17 protein-coding genes and 1 other RNA gene are annotated in these 18,034 nt (G+C 59.4%); 14 read left to right on the top strand and 4 right to left on the bottom strand.

Annotation, left to right across the window (positions count from 1 at the left end; translation table 11 throughout):
* The first annotated feature begins 49 nt into the window (after positions 1–49).
* From CEPID_RS03315 to CEPID_RS03345, 8 genes are all read left to right on the top strand, one after another.
* Positions 50–322: a FeoA family protein gene (locus CEPID_RS03315; RefSeq protein ID WP_083984490.1), complete on the top strand. Its 273-nt coding sequence runs from the start codon at positions 50–52 to the stop codon at positions 320–322.
* A gap of 74 nt (positions 323–396) precedes the next feature.
* On the top strand, positions 397–2,259 hold the full coding sequence (feoB, locus tag CEPID_RS03320; protein WP_083984358.1) for a ferrous iron transport protein B: 1,863 nt from the start codon (positions 397–399) through the stop codon (positions 2,257–2,259).
* A gap of 89 nt (positions 2,260–2,348) precedes the next feature.
* Complete coding sequence (locus CEPID_RS13720) at positions 2,349–2,519, top strand: hypothetical protein (protein WP_407921615.1); 171 nt, start codon at positions 2,349–2,351, stop codon at positions 2,517–2,519.
* Between the two features lie 266 nt (positions 2,520–2,785).
* On the top strand, positions 2,786–4,282 hold the full coding sequence (locus CEPID_RS03325) for a methylmalonyl-CoA carboxytransferase subunit 5S (RefSeq protein WP_047239752.1): 1,497 nt from the start codon (positions 2,786–2,788) through the stop codon (positions 4,280–4,282).
* A gap of 17 nt (positions 4,283–4,299) precedes the next feature.
* A complete protein-coding gene (locus CEPID_RS03330) occupies positions 4,300–5,859 on the top strand; it encodes an acyl-CoA carboxylase subunit beta (protein ID WP_047239753.1) in 1,560 nt (519 codons plus the stop codon).
* A gap of 16 nt (positions 5,860–5,875) precedes the next feature.
* Positions 5,876–6,139 (top strand): hypothetical protein, encoded by a 264-nt coding sequence (locus CEPID_RS03335; RefSeq protein WP_047239754.1) that lies wholly within the window; start codon positions 5,876–5,878, stop codon positions 6,137–6,139.
* 26 nt (positions 6,140–6,165) lie between these two features.
* On the top strand, positions 6,166–6,525 hold the full coding sequence (locus CEPID_RS03340; RefSeq protein WP_047239755.1) for a biotin/lipoyl-containing protein: 360 nt from the start codon (positions 6,166–6,168) through the stop codon (positions 6,523–6,525).
* Between the two features lie 195 nt (positions 6,526–6,720).
* Positions 6,721–7,590 carry a S1 family peptidase gene (locus CEPID_RS03345; RefSeq protein WP_236684288.1) on the top strand — a complete coding sequence of 290 codons (870 nt, stop codon included), beginning with the start codon at positions 6,721–6,723 and terminating at the stop codon, positions 7,588–7,590.
* 67 nt (positions 7,591–7,657) lie between these two features.
* Here the strand turns inward: CEPID_RS03345 and hisN are convergent, their stop codons facing one another.
* Together hisN and CEPID_RS03355 are read right to left on the bottom strand one after the other, a co-directional pair.
* A complete protein-coding gene (gene hisN, locus CEPID_RS03350; RefSeq protein ID WP_144413435.1) occupies positions 7,658–8,434 on the bottom strand; it encodes a histidinol-phosphatase in 777 nt (258 codons plus the stop codon).
* 10 nt (positions 8,435–8,444) lie between these two features.
* Positions 8,445–9,275, bottom strand: a complete 831-nt coding sequence (locus CEPID_RS03355) for an inositol monophosphatase family protein (protein WP_047239758.1) — start codon at positions 9,273–9,275, stop codon at positions 8,445–8,447.
* Between the two features lie 236 nt (positions 9,276–9,511).
* Here CEPID_RS03355 and prfB point away from each other — a divergent pair, with 236 nt between their 5' ends.
* From prfB to ssrA, 5 genes are all read left to right on the top strand, one after another.
* On the top strand, positions 9,512–10,618 hold the full coding sequence (prfB, locus tag CEPID_RS03360; protein WP_047239759.1) for a peptide chain release factor 2: 1,107 nt from the start codon (positions 9,512–9,514) through the stop codon (positions 10,616–10,618).
* Between the two features lie 70 nt (positions 10,619–10,688).
* Positions 10,689–11,378, top strand: coding sequence for a cell division ATP-binding protein FtsE (ftsE, locus tag CEPID_RS03365; protein ID WP_047239760.1), 690 nt, complete (start codon positions 10,689–10,691; stop codon positions 11,376–11,378).
* A gap of 2 nt (positions 11,379–11,380) precedes the next feature.
* On the top strand, positions 11,381–12,283 hold the full coding sequence (gene ftsX, locus CEPID_RS03370; protein WP_047239761.1) for a permease-like cell division protein FtsX: 903 nt from the start codon (positions 11,381–11,383) through the stop codon (positions 12,281–12,283).
* 23 nt (positions 12,284–12,306) lie between these two features.
* The gene (smpB, locus tag CEPID_RS03375; RefSeq protein WP_047239762.1) at positions 12,307–12,795 is read left to right on the top strand and encodes an SsrA-binding protein SmpB; all 489 of its coding nucleotides are present in this window, start codon (positions 12,307–12,309) and stop codon (positions 12,793–12,795) included.
* Positions 12,796–12,882: 87 nt separating this feature from the next.
* Positions 12,883–13,259, top strand: a transfer-messenger RNA (tmRNA) gene (gene ssrA / locus CEPID_RS12625).
* 48 nt (positions 13,260–13,307) lie between these two features.
* Here the strand turns inward: ssrA and CEPID_RS03380 are convergent.
* Both CEPID_RS03380 and relB read right to left on the bottom strand, forming a co-directional pair.
* A complete protein-coding gene (locus CEPID_RS03380; RefSeq protein WP_083984360.1) occupies positions 13,308–13,583 on the bottom strand; it encodes a type II toxin-antitoxin system RelE family toxin in 276 nt (91 codons plus the stop codon).
* Positions 13,584–13,590: 7 nt separating this feature from the next.
* Positions 13,591–13,800 (bottom strand): type II toxin-antitoxin system RelB family antitoxin, encoded by a 210-nt coding sequence (relB, locus tag CEPID_RS03385; RefSeq protein WP_047239764.1) that lies wholly within the window; start codon positions 13,798–13,800, stop codon positions 13,591–13,593.
* A gap of 432 nt (positions 13,801–14,232) precedes the next feature.
* On the opposite strand from relB, the gene CEPID_RS03390 reads away from it, so the two are divergent.
* Positions 14,233–17,895 carry a phosphoribosylformylglycinamidine synthase gene (locus tag CEPID_RS03390; protein ID WP_047239765.1) on the top strand — a complete coding sequence of 1,221 codons (3,663 nt, stop codon included), beginning with the start codon at positions 14,233–14,235 and terminating at the stop codon, positions 17,893–17,895.
* Positions 17,896–18,034: the final 139 nt, after the last annotated feature.

The raw sequence follows: 18,034 nt of genomic DNA on the forward strand, positions 1-18,034 counted from the left end.
GGGCAAGCATCGCATAATCCGAGTTCAAAGGAAGTTTGCTGTGTTCACTATGGCCACTGCTCCTCAGTGCGTCCGCAAGGACTGCATTTCCGCCGACGCTGCTCCTATCGGCTGTGTCGCTAGCTTGCCGGAATGCTGTCTGGAACGAGCGACCGCGGCCAACCCTGCGCTGGCTTTGCGCCTCCGCGAACTTGGGATTCGCCCAGGCATCCAGGTGAAGCTCGGTCAAAAGGTCGCCGGTGGTGGCCGGATCGTGACGGTTGGGTCCGCACGCTATGCCATTGACCGCAAGACCCTGCAGCAACTGGATATCAAGCTGTGAGCGGCGGGGTTAACCTAGCCCCAAGTTGTCACGCCGCTTCCTCCACATCGGTAGCTCCCGAGGGGACCCCTATTGTGGCGCTCGTTGGCGCCCCCAATTCGGGCAAATCTACGGTCTTTAACGCGTTGACCGGTGCGAAGGTAAAGACGGGCAACTGGCCTGGCACTTCCGTTGAAGTCAGCCGTGGACTGTGGCGAGATAAAACCAGGGGCGACCTGGATCTTATCGACTTCCCGGGCACCTATTCGTTGGACCCGTTGAGCCCGGATGAGGAATTGACGCGCGAGATGCTCGTCGAGAAGCCTGTCGAGGAACGTCCACACGCTGTTGTGGTGCTTGTAGATTCTTCGGCGCCAGCGCGAGGCCTGAACCTGGCGATGCAGATTGCGGAGGAGCCGTATCGCATCGTCGTGGCCCTCACCAAAATGGATGTCGCCGAGAACCAGGGCATCAGCATTGACGCCGCCGCACTGGCTGCCAGCATCGGGATGCCGGTGGTGGAAGTCAACGCGCGCCGCAATCAGGGTGTGGAAGAGTTGCGGGAGGCCGTCGATAAGGCGCTGGCAGGGCCCGCGACCCAGGTCCGTGTCAACCATGACATCGACGCGCGCTTCGCGGACATCGACGCCGCGATGAAGGCCTCGGTGACTGAGCGGGAGGCAGGGGAGACCTTTTCGCAGCGTCTGGACCGCGTCGCGCTGCACCCGTTCTTCGGACCGCTGCTGTTTTTGGCCGTGATGTGGGCCGTGTTCATGATCACCACGAAGATCGCCAGCCCGCTGCAGGACGGCCTCGAAGCGCTCATCACGGGCCCGTTTTCCGACGCCGCGCGCGCCGGACTCACCGCCATCCATGGTGATCATCCGCTGGTCACCGGCCTGCTAGTCGACGGCCTCATCGGCGGAGTCGGCATGGTGCTCACCTTCGCGCCGTTGTTGGCGCTGATGTTCCTATGTCTGGCCGTCCTGGAAGACTCCGGCTACATGGCCCGAGCTGCCGTGGTAACTGATCGGGCAATGCGTGCGATTGGCCTGCCAGGAAAGGCATTTATTCCAATCGTGGTCGGCTTTGGTTGTAATGTGCCGGCGATTTCCGCGACCCGCGTGCTGGGCAACGCCCGCCACCGGATTCTGACCTCCCTGCTGATTCCGTTCACCTCGTGTTCCGCGCGCCTCATCGTGTTCTTGATGCTATCGACGATCTTCTTCCCGGAGCACGCAGGGAACGCGGTGTTCGCCATGTACGTGCTCTCGATCGCATTGGTTATCGGCGCAGGTTTCCTGCTGCGTTCCACGTTGTGGCGCGCGATGCCGAGCGAACCGCTAGTCATTGACCTCCCGACCTACCAGCTTCCTACCGTGAAACTTGCGCTGAGCGTGATGTGGCAGCGCCTTAAGGCCTTCTTGAACACCGCAGGCGGGATCATCGTGGTGACCGTGGTAGCGATCTGGCTGATGATGTCCATCCCGGTGGTAGGCGGACACAGCATCGCCGACGAAGACCTAGACCCGCAAGATTCGGTGTATGGAGTGGTTTCCGAGGCGATGGCCCCGGCCTTTGCACCAGCTGGTTTCGGATCCTGGTCTCTGACCGGGCCGTTGATCACGGGATTCGTGGCGAAGGAAGCCCTAATCTCCACTTGGGCCCAAACCTATGCCGTGGAAGATGTCACCGACGCAGCACCCGAGGAACAAGCCGAATCACCACTGGCAGCAAATATCCGTCAGGACTTTGACAACGCCTCAGGTGGCCACGCGTCTGCGGCCGTGTGGGCCTACATGATCTTCCTCCTCGCATACACCCCATGTGTGGCCACTATGGCTGCTCAGCGCAAAGAAATTGGGTGGAAGTGGACCATGTTCGGTTTCGCGATTCAGCTTGTTGGGGCGTGGGTCCTCGCGGTGGCGGCATTCCAAATCCTCAAGGTCTTCCTGTGACACCTAGCGAACAAATCAAGTCAGCGATCCGGTCGGGCTGTACCTCCCGCCCGGAAATTGCCCGGAAGACTGGCCTATCGCCCAGCACGGTGGAACTCGTTATGGAGCACCTGGAGCGCAGCGGGGAACTCGTGCGGGAATCCCTAAGCTCCTGCCCATCCTCCGGTTGCGGGTCCTGCACTGCGAACACCGGGTGTAGTGGGGCAGCAAACCCCCAGGGCCGGGGACCGGTGTTATTGCAGCTGCGTAAGCGTCGATAACGCGACCTGCGGGGGAGCGAGTTTGAAATCACATGTCCGATCGGACAGGAACTTTTGGGGGTTCGTGCCCCTGAAAACGGGCAGTTTTTGCTCCGAAGGTGCCCTGGCCAGAGCCAAATAGCGTTTCAGCTACACCCAGATTGGAAACTTGAGGTTACCTCGGTGTATTCTTCTCCGAATTGCTGGCGGAGAAGCAGATTTGTGACCTGCTTCTTGTGAGCTAGATCGAACTGCGGGACAAGCGTAATTCGCATAACCTAGGGTGCATGAGCCCTCGTAAAATTGGTGTTACTGAAGTTGCCCTGCGCGATGCCCACCAATCACTCATGGCTACCCGTATGGCCATGGAGGACATGGTGGGGATCTGCGAAGAAATTGATCAAGCCGGATTCTGGTCAGTGGAATGTTGGGGAGGTGCTACCTTCGACTCCTGCATCCGATTCCTCAACGAAGACCCGTGGGAGCGGCTCCGGACTTTCCGCAAACTCATGCCAAACTCCCGGCTGCAGATGCTGCTGCGTGGTCAGAACCTGCTTGGCTACCGCCACTACGAAGACATGGTCGTCGATAAGTTCGTCGAGAAGTCGGCGGAAAACGGCATGGACGTCTTCCGCGTATTCGATGCCCTTAACGACCCCCGCAACTTAGAGCGTGCGATGCGCGCCGTGACCAAGGTCGGCAAGCATGCCCAAGGCACGATTTGCTACACGGTTTCCCCACTGCACACCGTCGAGGGCTACATCGAGCAGGCTGGTCGCTTGCTCGACATGGGTGCGGAATCGATCTGCATCAAGGACATGGCTGCGCTACTGAAGCCGCAGCCCGCCTATGACATTGTGAAGGGCATCAAGGACACCTATGGTGCCGATACTCAGATCAACGTTCACTGCCACTCCACCACCGGAGTCACCCTGGTCACGCTGATGAAAGCGATCGAAGCTGGCGCAGATGTGGTGGACACGGCCATCTCTTCCATGTCGCTTGGCCCGGGCCACAACCCCACCGAGTCTTTGGTCGAAATGCTCGAAGGCACCGAGTATGACACCGACCTGGACATGGACCGCCTGATCAAGATCCGCGACCACTTCAAGGCTGTCCGCCCGAAGTACGCGGAATTCGAGTCCAAGACCTTGGTTGATACGAATATCTTCCTCTCCCAAATCCCAGGTGGCATGCTCTCCAACATGGAATCCCAGCTGCGTGCACAGGGGGCAGGCGACCGTATCGACGAAGTGATGCGCGAAGTTCCTGTCGTCCGCAAAGACGCTGGCTATCCGCCGCTGGTCACGCCATCTTCGCAGATCGTTGGCACCCAGGCTGTGTTCAACGTACTGATGGGTCGTTACAAAGTCATGACGGCCGAGTTCGCAGACTTGATGCTCGGCTACTACGGCGAATGCATCGGTGAGCGTAACCCTGAACTGATTGAGCAAGCTGCAGCTCAGACTAAGAAGGAAGCCATTACCGGCCGCCCAGCTGACCTGCTCGAACCTGAGTGGGACAAGCTCGTCGAGCAGGCTCAGGGGCTCGAAGGCTTTGATGGCAGCGACGAAGATGTCCTCACCAATGCGCTGTTCCCAGGGGTAGCGCCGGGCTTCTTCAAGACGCGGAAAGATGGCCCGAAGAACGTCGGTAAGACTGCTGAGCAGTTGGCCAAAGAAAAAGAGCAGGCATCCGGGGCTGCGCAGGCAGTGCGTGAGCCAATCCAGTACAAGGTCACGGTCGGTGGCCGCAGCCAGACTGTCAAGGTCGAACCAGCCTAGAAGGAGCTATCGAAACCATGACGATTCAAGAACCAACGATGCAGGAGCGCCTCGACAAGCTGGCTGAGGCCAAGCGCGAAGTTTCCCTTGGCGGTGGCGCAGAGAAACTCGAAAAGCAACATGAGCGGGGTAAGCTCACCGCACGGGAGCGCGTCGATTTGCTACTCGACGAAGACACCTTCCACGAGACCGGGATGTTCGCCAAGCACCGGACGACGCACTTCGGTATGGACAAGGCGACGGCTCCTGCAGACGGCGTCGTCACCGGCGTGGGTGCCATCCTTGGTCGGCCAGTGCACGTAGCTTCCCAGGACTTCACCGTTATGGGCGGCTCGGCTGGTGAAACACAGTCCAACAAAGTGGCAGCGATGATGGAAGCCTCTGCTACTACCGGTACGCCGTTTGTTTTCATCAATGACTCCGGTGGAGCTCGCGTCCAGGAAGGCATTGATTCGCTCTCCGGCTACGGCAAGGTGTTCTACCAGAACGTGTTGCTTTCCGGTTTGGTGCCACAGATCTCCATCATTGCAGGTCCTTGCGCTGGTGGTGCTGCGTACTCACCGGCTTTGACTGACTTCATCATCCAGACCCGCAAGGCCAACATGTTCATCACCGGCCCGGGCGTGATTAAGTCGGTGACCGGCGAGGACGTGACAGCTGAACAGCTCGGCGGTCCAGACGCTCACATGGCTAAGGCAGGGAATATCCACTTCATTGCCGAGGACGATGAGCAGGCCATCCTCATCGCGCAGAAGCTGCTGAGCTTCCTGCCACAAAACAACACCGAGGAGCCGCCGCTGGTGGACCCAGATTTCGTGGTGGAACCCGATGAGTCTCTCCGCGACATCGTCCCAGTCGAGGGCAAGAAAGGCTACGACGTCCGCGAGATCATCGCCCGCATCGTCGACCGTGGCGACTTCCTGGAGTCCCAAGCCGGCTTCGCGCCCAATATTGTGGTCGGCTTCGGCCGAGTGGTGGGCCGTACCGTGGGTATCATCGCCAACCAGCCAAACGTCATGTCTGGTGTTTTGGATATCGATTCCTCCGACAAGGGCTCTCAGTTCATCCGCTTCTGCAACGCCTTCAACATCCCTCTCGTCACCCTGGTGGACGTTCCAGGCTTCATGCCGGGCGTGGCCCAGGAGCACGGTGGCATCATCCGGCACGGGGCAAAAATGCTATACGCATATTCGTCCGCAACCGTGCCAAAGATCACCGTTGTCCTGCGCAAATCTTACGGTGGCGCTCACCTAGCGATGTGTTCCAAGGACCTTGGCGCCGACCGGGTATTTGCCTGGCCAACTGCTGAAATCGCCGTGATGGGTGCCGAAGGCGCGGTGAATGTAGTCTTCCGCAAGGAAATCGAAGCCGCAGAGGACCCAGCAGCCAAGCGTGAGGAACTGATCCAGTTGTACAAGGACACGTTCTCCACCCCGTTCATGGCCGCTTCCCGCGGGCTTGTCGACGACATCATCGACCCAGCCAACACCCGGGCAGAGATTGCCATGGCGCTCGAAGTACTGGCCAACAAGCGTGTTACTCGCCCGGCGAAGAAACACGGCTTGGGTCCGTCCTAAGGAGTCGAGAACAGTAATGACTGAACCAACGAATGTTGAGCTCCAGGAGCTCGTCGAGAAGCTGGCCCGGCGTTTGGACGAAGTCGAATCCGAACTGGCGGAACTGAAGAAGCGCTCGGACCAAGAGGTTTCGGAGGATGTGCTGCTCGCGATCAGCGCTGCGGTATCGGCCTACCTGGGTAACCGGGGCAAGGTTAAGGCTGTGAAGCTCGCGCGTCATTCCACGTGGGCGGCGCAGGGGCGTCAACAAGTCCAGACTCGTCACACACCTCACTTCTAATCGGTAGCACTAAGGGAACAACAGCCATGAAACTGAAAGTAACCGTCAACGGTATTGCCTACAGCGTCGAAGTTGAGGTGGAAGAAGAGCAGCGCACGCTCGCTCCCATCGTTTTCGGCGGCGGCACTGGGGTGCACACCGAACCATCGAACGCGAAGGTATCGGGTACCTCATTGAACGCGATCGTCGCGCCCCTTGCGGGATCGGTGTTCAAGGTACTGGTCGAGGAAGGCGATGAAATTGAAGCCGGCCAGGTCGTGCTCATCCTCGAAGCGATGAAGATGGAGACTGAAATTACGGCACCGAATGCGGGTACAGTTACCCGCCTGCACGTCGCCCCTGGCGACGCGGTTCAAGGTGGCCAAGCGCTTCTCGAAATCACCTAGCCATCTGCTAGATACCCCCAATCTGCCCACTTGAGAATCATTTTCTTCAGCGGGCGGTCCAATTGGGGGTAAAGGGTGTTCGGCGCGCGCAAACCGTGGCAGTATTATCGAGAACGTTATGCACATCCGTCACACTCGCCTCAAGAGTGTCTGTGGCAGCATTTTGTTGCCTATTCGAAATATGATCGGACTATCTTGATTAACACCCGCCGAATCCGCACCTTATTCGTCTCTGCTCTCCTCGCCACGGGCGTAAGTATTTGCGCTCCCACCGGTGCATTTGCCCAAGAGATGCCTCAAGGGTCTTCGGTTGGCGAGGCGGGATTGGCTGCACCGAAAGCGGACTGGAACTATCAGTGGCGTAACGATGTCCAAGCCCAAGTCATGGCACAGCATCTCGGGCCGGTGCTGCATCGCGTGGAAGGCTCTTGGTTTAACGCGCCGGACATTCCGCAAGAATCGCGCGAGTCCGAGAATTCAGGCACCGCGCTGCTCGGACCAGGAACGCCCATCTTTGTTGGGAACAAGATCTGCACGCTTGCCGTAGCTGGCTTCGATGCCGCTGGCCGCAAGGTAGGCATCACCGCCGGACACTGCGGTGGAACGGGGGAGAAGGTCTACAGCGCGGATGCTCCCGGTGTGGGCGAGGTTGGGGTAGTCACCCAATCCGTACCTGAACTGGATTACGCGGCGGTGGTGTTCAACAACAAAGCCACGGTGACCCGCTCTTATGCAGGTGTCACGGTGAATGCCCTCGGAGGGGTTACGACGCTGGGGCAGCAGCTGTGTAAGAAGGGAGTCGCCACCGGGTTGACCTGCGGGATTGCCTGGGATCAGTACCAGTCGCAGGTCTGCGCCATGCAGGGTGATTCTGGCGGCCCGATGCTTGCCGGTGATCGACTGGTCGGTATCGTCTCCGGCGGAAGTCGCCTCATCCCCAACGGGGCCTGCCGGACTCCTTGGCAAGGACCGCTGCACACTCCTACGGTGAGCGCGCCTATCGACGCCGTGTTGGCCCACCTCGACACTGTGGGTGGCCCGGGGGCGGGCTTTAGACTCCCTTAAATAAAAAGAGACGAAGACCGGTTCGCACTGCGGTGCTAGCCGGTCTTCGTCACGAAAGCGTTTTTGGCTATTTCAGCAGGTTGAGCACGTAATCGTGCAAGAGACCATTAGTTGCTACCGCGGATCCGCCGTGTGGCCCTGCAGTGCCGTCGAGGGAGGTGAAGCTACCACCCGCCTCGCTGACAAGGATGGCGAGCGGGGCGAGGTCCCAGAGGCTGACCTCGGGTTCCGCTGCGATGTCTACTGCGCCCTCGGCAAGCAGGCAGTAGGAGAAGAAATCGCCGAAGCCTCGGAGCCGCCAGGTGTCGTCGCTAAGTTTGAGGAAACCGTCGAGGGTCCCTCGGTCGCGCCAACCGTCGAGGCTGGAAAAGGACACGGAGGCGTCGGCAGGGTTTGCTACCGCGGATACCGTGAGCTTTCGAGGGGAGCCGCCATTGAAGCTGCGCCATGCGCCTGAGTCGAGGGAAGCCCACCAACGTCGACAAAGCGCGGGTGCTGAGATGACGCCGACGACGGGTTGGCCGTCGACAAGCAGGGCGATGAGGGTGGCGTAGACGGGCACGCCGCGGACGAAGTTCTTGGTGCCGTCGATCGGGTCGATGACCCACTGCCGGCCGGAGAAGGTGGTTTCGCCGCCGAATTCTTCCCCGATGATGGCGTCGGCGGGACGGTCGGTGGCGAGTCGGGCGCGGATTGCCTCCTCGACGGCGAGGTCAGCGTCGGTGACGGGGGTGAGGTCGGGTTTGGCTTCGACACGCAGGTTGGTGGCCTCGAAACGGTCGAGCGTGATGGCGTCGGCTAGTTCGGCGAGTTCGAGGGCGAGGGCGAGGTCGTCAGCATACATAGAGTTCACCTTAGAACAGTGCGCGGATTTCGGAGACGCTTTGCGCATTCCCGGCCAGGCGCCAGGTAACGCCACCTGCCTCAAACGTGGCGGTCGTACCGCCTGCGCCCTCCACGAGTGCACGGCCAGGCAGCCAATCCCAGGCGGCTACCGAGTGTTGCAGCCAGGCGCCGAGGGAGCCGTCGGCGACGCCACCGAGATCGACGGAACCGGCACCTAGCATGCGCAAGGAAGCGAACTCCTGGGCGACCGTCTGCCACGCGGTCCGGACCTCGTCCTGACGGAAGTAGGTCGGGTGCAGATACGTGCCCAGGCTGATGTCCGCTGGAGACTTGTCAGCCAAGGGTGCGACAGCCTTCCCATCGCGCGTGGTGGGTATTTTCGGTCCGCCGAACCAGGTGTAGCCCATCGCAGGCCGGTGTACTGCGCCGAAGTGCAGCTCGTCCGGATTGCCTGGATCGCCAGTGACCAGCGCCAGCGCGGAGCACCAGTAATCGGAGCCGGCAGTGAAATTGTAGGTGCCGTCAACAGGGTCGATCACCCACGTTTTGCCGGACTTTGCTTCGCGAGAGGCTCCTTCTTCGCCGAGCACGCCGTCTTCGGGCCGCAGCTGTGCGAGGACGGTTCCCACGAAATTCTCGGCGGCACGATCTGCCTCCGTGACGACGTCGGAAATGCTCGTCTTCTGCTCCGTTGTCACTCCGGTTTCGCGCATGCGCCACGCGAGGCGTCCAGCATTGAACACCAGCGCCTGGGCGAGGTGTTCGTCGGAGTCCTCCGTGTGGGCGATGACGAAAGTCTTAGCTAGGGCGTCCAACATGTCCGAAGTTATTGCACTCATGGGTTCTATTGTGCCTTGTGTAGTGTTTTGCGAGGTTTGAGGGCTTTCGTTTTTGCGGCTGCGTTGGGTTGCACACCTGCTAGTTAGTGCTAACGCGAAAGTATGGCCTAGCACATCTGGCGCCCCAGCTAACCAAAGTGCACACCAGATAGTGACTCGGCCAGCACGCGGTGTAAACAGGCCGAATGTCGGGCGGACGTGGGAAGCCAGGCAGGGCTGCAGTAAACTGAGTGCTTATGCGACCGGACATATCTGCTGAAATTTCGACCCTCGACGCGACCCTGACCAGCATCGAAAAGGTGATGGATCCAGCTGAGATGTCGGACCGGGTGCGCGAGCTTGAGGCAAAGGCCTCGGACCCTTCGCTGTGGGACGATCCAGACAATGCACAGCAGGTCACGTCGTCGCTGTCCGCGGTTCAGGCGTCCCTGCGCAAGGTCACCGATCTGCGCCAGCGTCTCGACGACCTGCCGATCATGTACGACCTTGCCGAAGAGGAGGGCGAGGGCACGGAGCTTGCCGACGAAGAATTGGCGGAGCTTCGTGCCGAGATTGCTTCGCTCGAAGTGAAGACGATGCTATCCGGTGAGTACGATGCTCGCGAGGCCGTCATCAATATTCGCTCCGGTGCTGGCGGAGTTGATGCTGCTGACTGGGCCGAAATGCTCATGCGCATGTACGTTCGCTGGGCGGAAAAGAACGACCACAAAGTCGATATTTACGACATTTCCTACGCCGAAGAAGCAGGCATCAAGTCCGCAACCTTCGTAGTACACGGCGAGTACATGTACGGCACGTTGTCGGTCGAACAGGGGGCGCACCGCTTGGTTCGCATCTCGCCATTTGATAATCAGGGGCGTCGCCAGACTTCATTCGCTGAAGTCGAGGTGCTTCCGGTCGTCGAGCAGACCGACTCGATCGACGTGCCGGACTCTGAAATCCGCGTCGACGTCTATCGTTCCTCTGGCCCGGGTGGCCAGTCGGTGAACACTACCGACTCTGCGGTGCGTATTACGCACATCCCGACGGGCATTGTGGTGACCTGTCAGAATGAGAAGTCGCAGATCCAGAACCGGGCGTCGGCAATGCGGGTGCTGCAGGCGAAGCTGCTGGAACGCAAGCGGCAGGAGGAACGCGCGGAAATGGACGCGCTGGGTGCCGGTGGTAATGCGTCGTGGGGCAACCAGATGCGTTCCTACGTGCTGCACCCGTACCAGATGGTCAAAGACCTGCGGATGAATTACGAGGTCAATGATCCGTCTAAGGTACTCGATGGCGAAATCGACGGGTTCTTGGAGGCCGGGATTCGTTGGCGGATGGCGCAGCAAGGAGCGGCGGAATAGTCCGCGAAAGTTAGTCCGCATGGCGAAACTAGAGTTTCGTTTGGGGTAAAAGTCAACTACTGTTACTTGGGTGATCACCTTCGACCGAGTAACAAAGTCCTACAAGACCTCGACACGGCCGGCGCTTGACAATATCTCCGTTGATATTGAAAAGGGAGAATTTGTCTTCCTCATCGGCCCGTCCGGATCGGGCAAGTCCACCTTCTTGCAGCTCATGCTGCGCGAGGAGACCCCGACCACGGGCGATATTCACGTCGCTGACTTTCACGTGAACAAGTTGCGTGGCGGACAGGTGAATAAGCTGCGGCAGAAAATCGGCTACGTCTTCCAAGACTTCCGCCTGTTGCAGAAGAAGAATGTCTACGAAAACGTGGCTTTCGCACTCGAAGTGATTGGGAAGCCAAAAGCGCAGATCGAAAAGCAAGTCATGGAAACCCTGGAAATGGTTGGCCTGGACGCTAAAGCGAACCGCATGCCTAACGAGCTGTCCGGCGGTGAGCAGCAGCGCGTCGCCATTGCCCGCGCCTTCGTGAACCGACCGCTGGTGCTACTTGCCGACGAACCAACCGGAAACCTGGACCCGGACACGGCGCAAGACATCATGGTGCTGCTCAATCGTATTAACAAGCTCGGCACCACCGTCGTGATGTCCACGCACAACGCGCAGGCGGTGAACAACATGCGTCGACGTGTGATCGAACTACACATGGGCAAGTTGGTCCGCGATGACGCGCACGGCGTTTATGGAGAGGGGCGCTAATCATGCGACTGGGATTTGTTTTCCGCGAGGCCTTCGCCGGCCTTGGCAAGAACTTGACCATGACGATCGCGCTGATCATCACCACTGCCATCTCGCTGGCGCTGCTCGCCACCGGATTCCTGGTCACCGGCATGACCGAACGGACCAAGGAAATCTACTTGGACCGGGTGGAAGTCATGATCCAGCTGGATGAGGACATCTCCGCCAAGGACCCCGACTGCACCAGCAGTGCATGTAAGGAAGTCCGCACCAAGCTGGAAAGCGCGAACGGGGTGGAATCGATCACCTTCCGCAACCGTGAGCAGTCCTATCAGCGCTTCGTGGAAATCTTCGAACACACTGATCCGCAGTTGGTCAAGGAGACTTCGCCCGATGCCCTCCCGGCAGCGTTTCACGTGCGGCTGAAGGACCCGCTGGATGCCTCACCACTGGACCCTATCCGTGGCTTGCCGCAGGTGGTCGAGGTCGCCGACCAGGTCGATGATCTTAGGGGAGCGACCGACAACCTCGATGCGATCAGAAACGCCACCTTCCTCGTTGCAGCGATCCAGGCGATCGCGGCCATCTTCCTGATCGCCAACATGGTGCAGATTGCGGCGTTCTCGCGTCGCGACGAAATCTCCATCATGCGCATGGTCGGCGCCTCCCGCTGGTTCACCCAGGCGCCATTCGTGCTGGAGGCCATCATAGCTACGGCAATCGGCGCGGTGGGTGCTGTTGCTGGACTGTTCTTGGGCAAGCAGTTTGTGATCGACAAGGCCCTGGCGGGTATCTATTCGAAGCAGCTCATCGCGCCCGTGACCAACAACGACATTTGGGTTATTGCCCCGGTCGTGGCCGTCATTGGCCTGATTTTCGCGGCGATTACCGCTCAAGTCACGCTACGGATGTATGTCCGGAAGTAGTGTCCATGTAGGCTAAAGGCGTTATGGCCAAGAAGAAAAAGACGTCGGCAAGCAATGTGGTGGCAACGAACCGCAAGGCTCGCCATGATTACCACATCTTGGAGACCCATGAAGCCGGAATCGTGCTCGTGGGCACCGAGATCAAGTCGTTGCGGGAAGGCAAGGCATCGCTTGTCGACGCCTTCGCCACCATCGACGACGGCGAAGTCTGGCTGCGCGCCCTCTACATCCCCGAATACTCGATGGGGCACTGGACGAACCACACGCCGCGTCGCAATCGGAAGCTGCTGTTGCATCGCCGCGAGATCGATTCGCTGATGGGCAAGGTTCGCGACGGCAACAAGACGCTGGTCCCGCTGTCGCTGTACTTCAAGGAAGGCCGCCTCAAAGTCGAGCTTGGTCTGGCTGCCGGTAAGCAGGATTACGACAAACGTCAGGCGATTAAGAAGCGCACCGAAGAACGTGAAATCACTCGTGAGCTGGGCCGTCGCGTCAAGGGCATTCACGCTTGATCACGCCCTTGCTTGCGGTCCTCGTTGCGTGCTAGTCTAAGGTACTCATTTGCAGCTGATCGCAATTCCCGCTGCGGGTGAGAAAATGGGGTCGATTTTGGTTTCGACTGCGTTTATTGAGCCAGGGGAAGCGTGCCGGTGCAGGCTAGAGACCACCGTAAGCGTCGTAGCAAAATGATAAGCGCCGAGAATACTCAGCGCGACTACGCTCTCGCTGCCTAAACAGCGACTAGCGTGTCTGTCGGCCCAGGTTTGCCTCTGACCTGGTAGCCGGCACCGACTAAGAGGCTTGCTCATCCGCTGCGTTGGCAGGGCGGATGGGGACGTTTACTGGCAACTGGGCTCATCATCCGGACGTGTTCGACCGAGCCGGAGAGCCGAGCAGAGATGATGCGCGAACTGCGCACGGAGAAGCCCTGGCGAGGTGACGTAGGACCCGGGTTCAATTCCCGGCGGCTCCACAAAATAAGCCCCTGACCTGGTAAAACAGGTTGGGGGCCTTGTGTTGTGGGCTAGTTGTAGATTGATCTGCGATGGCCAATGGAAAATACTTTGATGGTGATGATGTCGTCGTGAATCACGGCCAAGATCCGATAGGTGCCCACTCGGTATCGCCATTCACCAGATCGATTGCCGGTGAGTGCCTTGCCGAACGCCCGCGGATCTGCGCAGCCATCGAGATTGTTCTTTATCCAATTTGCGAGAATCTTTGCGTCGAATCGGTCCATTTTGTGGAGCTGTTTTCGCGCTCCACCAGTGAGTTGGACTCGATACATACGGTCGCTCATCGGCTAATTACAATTCGTCTAAGATTTCGTCAATGCTGTAGCGTTCGCCATCGTCTGTTGCGATAGCGTGGCGCAATGCCTCGAGGTCGTAGGCCTCTTCGATCTTTTCCATTATCGCGCTGCGGGCAAAATCGGAAATAGTCATGCCTTCAAAAGCGGCGAACTTTCGCACCAACTCGGCGTCTTCAGGACTCATTCGGACCGTCATCGTTGCCATTGGGTAACCTCCTTCTCCATCGGCTGAATACATTGTATTCAGGTTGAGGGGTTATGTTCAAATTGTTGAATCAATGACTTAAAGGGGTTCGCCACAACTTGTGCAGTAGCTTTCGCCTTCTTCGTAGATCATGCCGCAACAATAATCAGGGCATCCGCTCACTTCGAAACATGAATTGTGCCAATTCTCGCCGTTGAAATCGATGAGATCAGAGGTGATTCGCTCGCCACAGTCCTCGCATACTGGCGCATTTTGCAATGATCGGGAATTGTGGGCGGGTTCGCTGCAAATCGAGAATGCTCTATCCCATCTATCCTAAAGGTATTATGGTTGCAATTGTCCGCTGACCCGCTCGCAACAGCCCTCTAGAATTGTCATCGAGCACCCCGAACCAATACTCTGGTGGGGACAAATATCCTAGAAGGAGGCACGATGGTTCAGCGTGTGTACGTGGAAAATCGCGAGGGTGGGCACGCAGCGGCCCTGTCGAAGGAGTATGGCGTCACTGTACGCGTGCTCAATCGCTACGACGTTGAGGGCACCAGCAACGAAGAGTTCGCAAAGGCGGTCCAACTCGTACTTTCCGAGCCTCAGGTGGATAACACGTACTCGTCCCTCGAAGAAGCCGGCATCACCGGCAATGTTCTGGCTGTCGAACCATTGCCAGGCCAATTCGATCAACGTGCCGACTCCGCTGCTCAGTGCATCCAGTTCCTCTTTGAAAAGGAACGACCGGTAGTCCGCACCGCCGTGCTTTACGCTGTCGAGGGCGAAATCCCAGAGGCGATGCGCAAGGGCCTGATCAACCCTGTTGAAGCGCGAGAGGCGAATCTCGAGCTTCCGGAGACGCTGACCATGACTGTCAATCAGCCTGCGGATGTCGAGAAGCTCACCGGCTTCACCGCGCTTTCCGACGCCGACCTGCCCGCCTTCGTGGCGGGTCACGGCCTCGCAATGGATGCCGATGACGCGATGCTGATCCGCGACTACTTTGCCTCCGAGGATCGCGATCCGACGATCACCGAGCTGAAGGTCATCGATACGTACTGGTCCGATCACTGCCGCCACACCACCTTCGAGACAGTGCTGGACGAGATCACTTTCCACGAACCAGCCGCCGAAGCTGCCTACCAGGACTACTTGGCGGCTCGTGAGTCCATCAACCGCACCAAGCCAGTGACCCTCATGGACATGGGAACCATCGCAGCGAAGGTGCTGCGCGCCACCGGCAAGCTGGACGCCTTGGACGTTTCCGAAGAGATCAACGCCTGCACCGTGCACGTCAACATCACAGTCGACGGCAAGCAAGAGCCATGGTTGCTGCTGTTTAAGAACGAAACGCACAACCATCCAACCGAAATCGAGCCATTCGGTGGCGCTGCCACCTGCGTCGGCGGTGCGATCCGAGACCCACTTTCCGGACGTGGCTATGTCTACGGGGCGATGCGCATCTCCGGATCTGGCAACCCGCTGGAAACCACGACTCGTGCGGGCAAGCTACCGCAGAAAACCATCGCGCAGGTCGCTGCTGCGGGCAACTCCTCCTACGGCAACCAGATCGGCCTGGCCACCGGCATTGTCGACGAGCTGTACCACCCAGGTTATGTAGCCAAGCACTTTGAAATGGGTGCTGTTGTGGCGGGTGCTCCGGCGGCAAATGTGCGTCGGGAAGCGCCAGCCGCGGGCGATCTCGTGGTGTTCGTCGGTGGTGCTACCGGCCGCGACGGTATTGGTGGTGCAACCGGTTCCTCGAAGAAGCACACCGTGGAGTCGCTATCCACCGCGGGCGCCGAGGTCCAAAAGGGCAACGCGCCTGAGGAACGCAAGCTGCAGCGCCTGTTCCGCAACCCTGAGTTCACGAAGCTCATCAAGCGTTGTAACGACTTCGGCGCTGGTGGCGTGTCCGTGGCAGTCGGCGAGCTCGCTGATTCCCTGGAGATCAACCTGGATGAGGTGCCAAAGAAGTACGAGGGCTTGGACGGCACCGAACTGGCGCTGTCCGAGTCCCAGGAACGCATGGCGATCGTCGTGGAAGCCAAGGACGCCGATAAGTTGATCGAGCTGGCCAACGAGGAAAACTTGGGTGCCGTGATCATCGCGGAAGTAACTGATTCCGGCCGGATGCGCATGCACTGGCGAGGCACCACCATCGTCGACCTTTCCCGCGATTTCCTGAACACGAATGGCGCCAAGAAGCACGCCCGCGCAGAGGTCAGCTCTGCCGGAGACTGGCGTGGCGCTGCCCGCGATTGGGCTCGCTCCGCGGACTTCAAGCAGTCCTTCCTCGGTATGGCTTCCGACCTGAATGTTGCCTCCAAGCAGGGGCTTTCTGAGCGTTTCGACTCTACCGTCGGCGCCGGCACCGTCCTCATGCCATTTGGCGGTTCTCGCCAGGCCACCCCAATCCAGGCGATGGCCAACACCCTGCCGGTGCTGGGGGAGACCACCAACTGCTCCGTCATGTCTTGGGGCTACAACCCATACATCACCGAGGCCAGCCCGTACCACGGCGCGTACCTCGCGGTGGTCGAGTCGGTAGCCAAGCTGATCGCGACGGGTGCTTCCTTTGACGAAACCTACCTGTCCTTCCAGGAGTACTTCGAGCGCATGTCCTCCGCCGAAGCCTGGGGCAAGCCAGCGGCCGCTCTACTCGGCACGATCAAAGCCCAGCTTGGCCTGGGTGTCGCCGCCATCGGTGGCAAGGACTCCATGTCCGGCACCTTCGAGGAGATCCACGTACCGCCGACGGTCGTTTCTGTCGCCGTCAGCCACGACGACGCCCGCAACATGGTGCCAAACCACTTCAAGGCTGCAGGCAACAAGGTCACCGTGCTGACTCCTGAGCTGGGACCTGAAACTGACACCGCACTCGCAGGCTTACCCACCCCAGAGTCGCTGCTCGCAAACTTCCGGACCGTCACGGAGCTGCTGCGCTCCGGCAAGGTGATCTCCGCCTACACCCCAGGTTTCGGTGGCGTGGCAGAAGCCGTGCTCAAGATGGGCATGGGTGAGGCCATCGGCTTCAGCTTCGAAGACGACGCCTCGCTCTACGATTACGCCTACGGTGCCTTCGTTCTCGAATGGGCAGGCGAACCAGAAGCTGGCGAGCTGCTGGGCGCCACCGCCGAAGGTGGCTTCACCTACCGTGGGGAAACGGTGACCTTCGAGGAGGCTGAAGCAGCATACGTCGGCACCCTCGAGCCGATCTACCCGAACTTCATTGAACAGGCCGGTACGACGGAGCTGGAGGGCGTCGATAAGGCTGCGCAGCCAGCGCTGACTCCAACCTTCGGTGGCGCGACTCCTAAGGCCCTGATCCCGGTTTTCCCAGGTACCAACTGCGAATACGATTCCGCCCGCGCCCTCCAGCGCGCCGGGATCGAGCCGGAGATCTTCGTGGTCCGCAACCGCACACCAGAAGACATCGCCGAGTCGGTCGACCGGATGTCCGCCGCCCTCGACCGCTCCCAAATGCTGTTCCTGCCAGGTGGTTTTTCGGGTGGCGACGAGCCGGACGGATCGGCAAAGTTCATCACCTCCTTCCTGCGCAACCCAGCCCTTACCGCAGGGGTGCAGGGGCTTCTCGACGACCGCGGTGGCCTGATTCTCGGTATCTGCAACGGCTTCCAGGCGCTGATCAAGCTCGGCCTCGTGCCATTCGGCCAGATTTCCGCACCGGGTGCCGAAACACCGACGTTGACATTCAACCGGATTGGCCGGCACCAATCCCGGATCTCGCGGGTGCGGGTGGTGAACAACAATTCGCCGTGGCTGTCGAAGATCAACGTAGGCGATGTGTTTGCCGTGCCAATCTCGCACGGCGAAGGCCGCATCACAGCTGGGGAGTCCCAGTGGGAGCGCTTGAAGAGTGCTGCCGTTACACAATATGTGGACGCAGCCGGAAAACCATCTATGGGCATTGAGGCGAACCCGAACGGCGCGCTCTTCGCGCTGGAGGGCATCATGTCTGAAGATGGTCGCGTCCTCGGCAAGATGGGGCACTCCGAACGCATTTCTGCCTCCACGTACAAGAACGTGCCCGGCGAATACGACATGAAGCTCTTCGAATCTGCGGCGGAGTTCTTCGCCAAGTAATTCGGCAGTTGAAGAGGTCTCGGACGATGTTGAACTGCTCCCCATTAGTTGGACTGAGAAATCAGTTTCTAACTAGTGGGGAGTATTTCTTTGAGGGCACGAAGTTCTCTGAGCAAGCTGCAGCGAGAGCAGCTCGTTG

This window comes from Corynebacterium epidermidicanis (assembly GCF_001021025.1).
Classification (GTDB): Bacteria; Actinomycetota; Actinomycetes; order Mycobacteriales; family Mycobacteriaceae; genus Corynebacterium; species Corynebacterium epidermidicanis.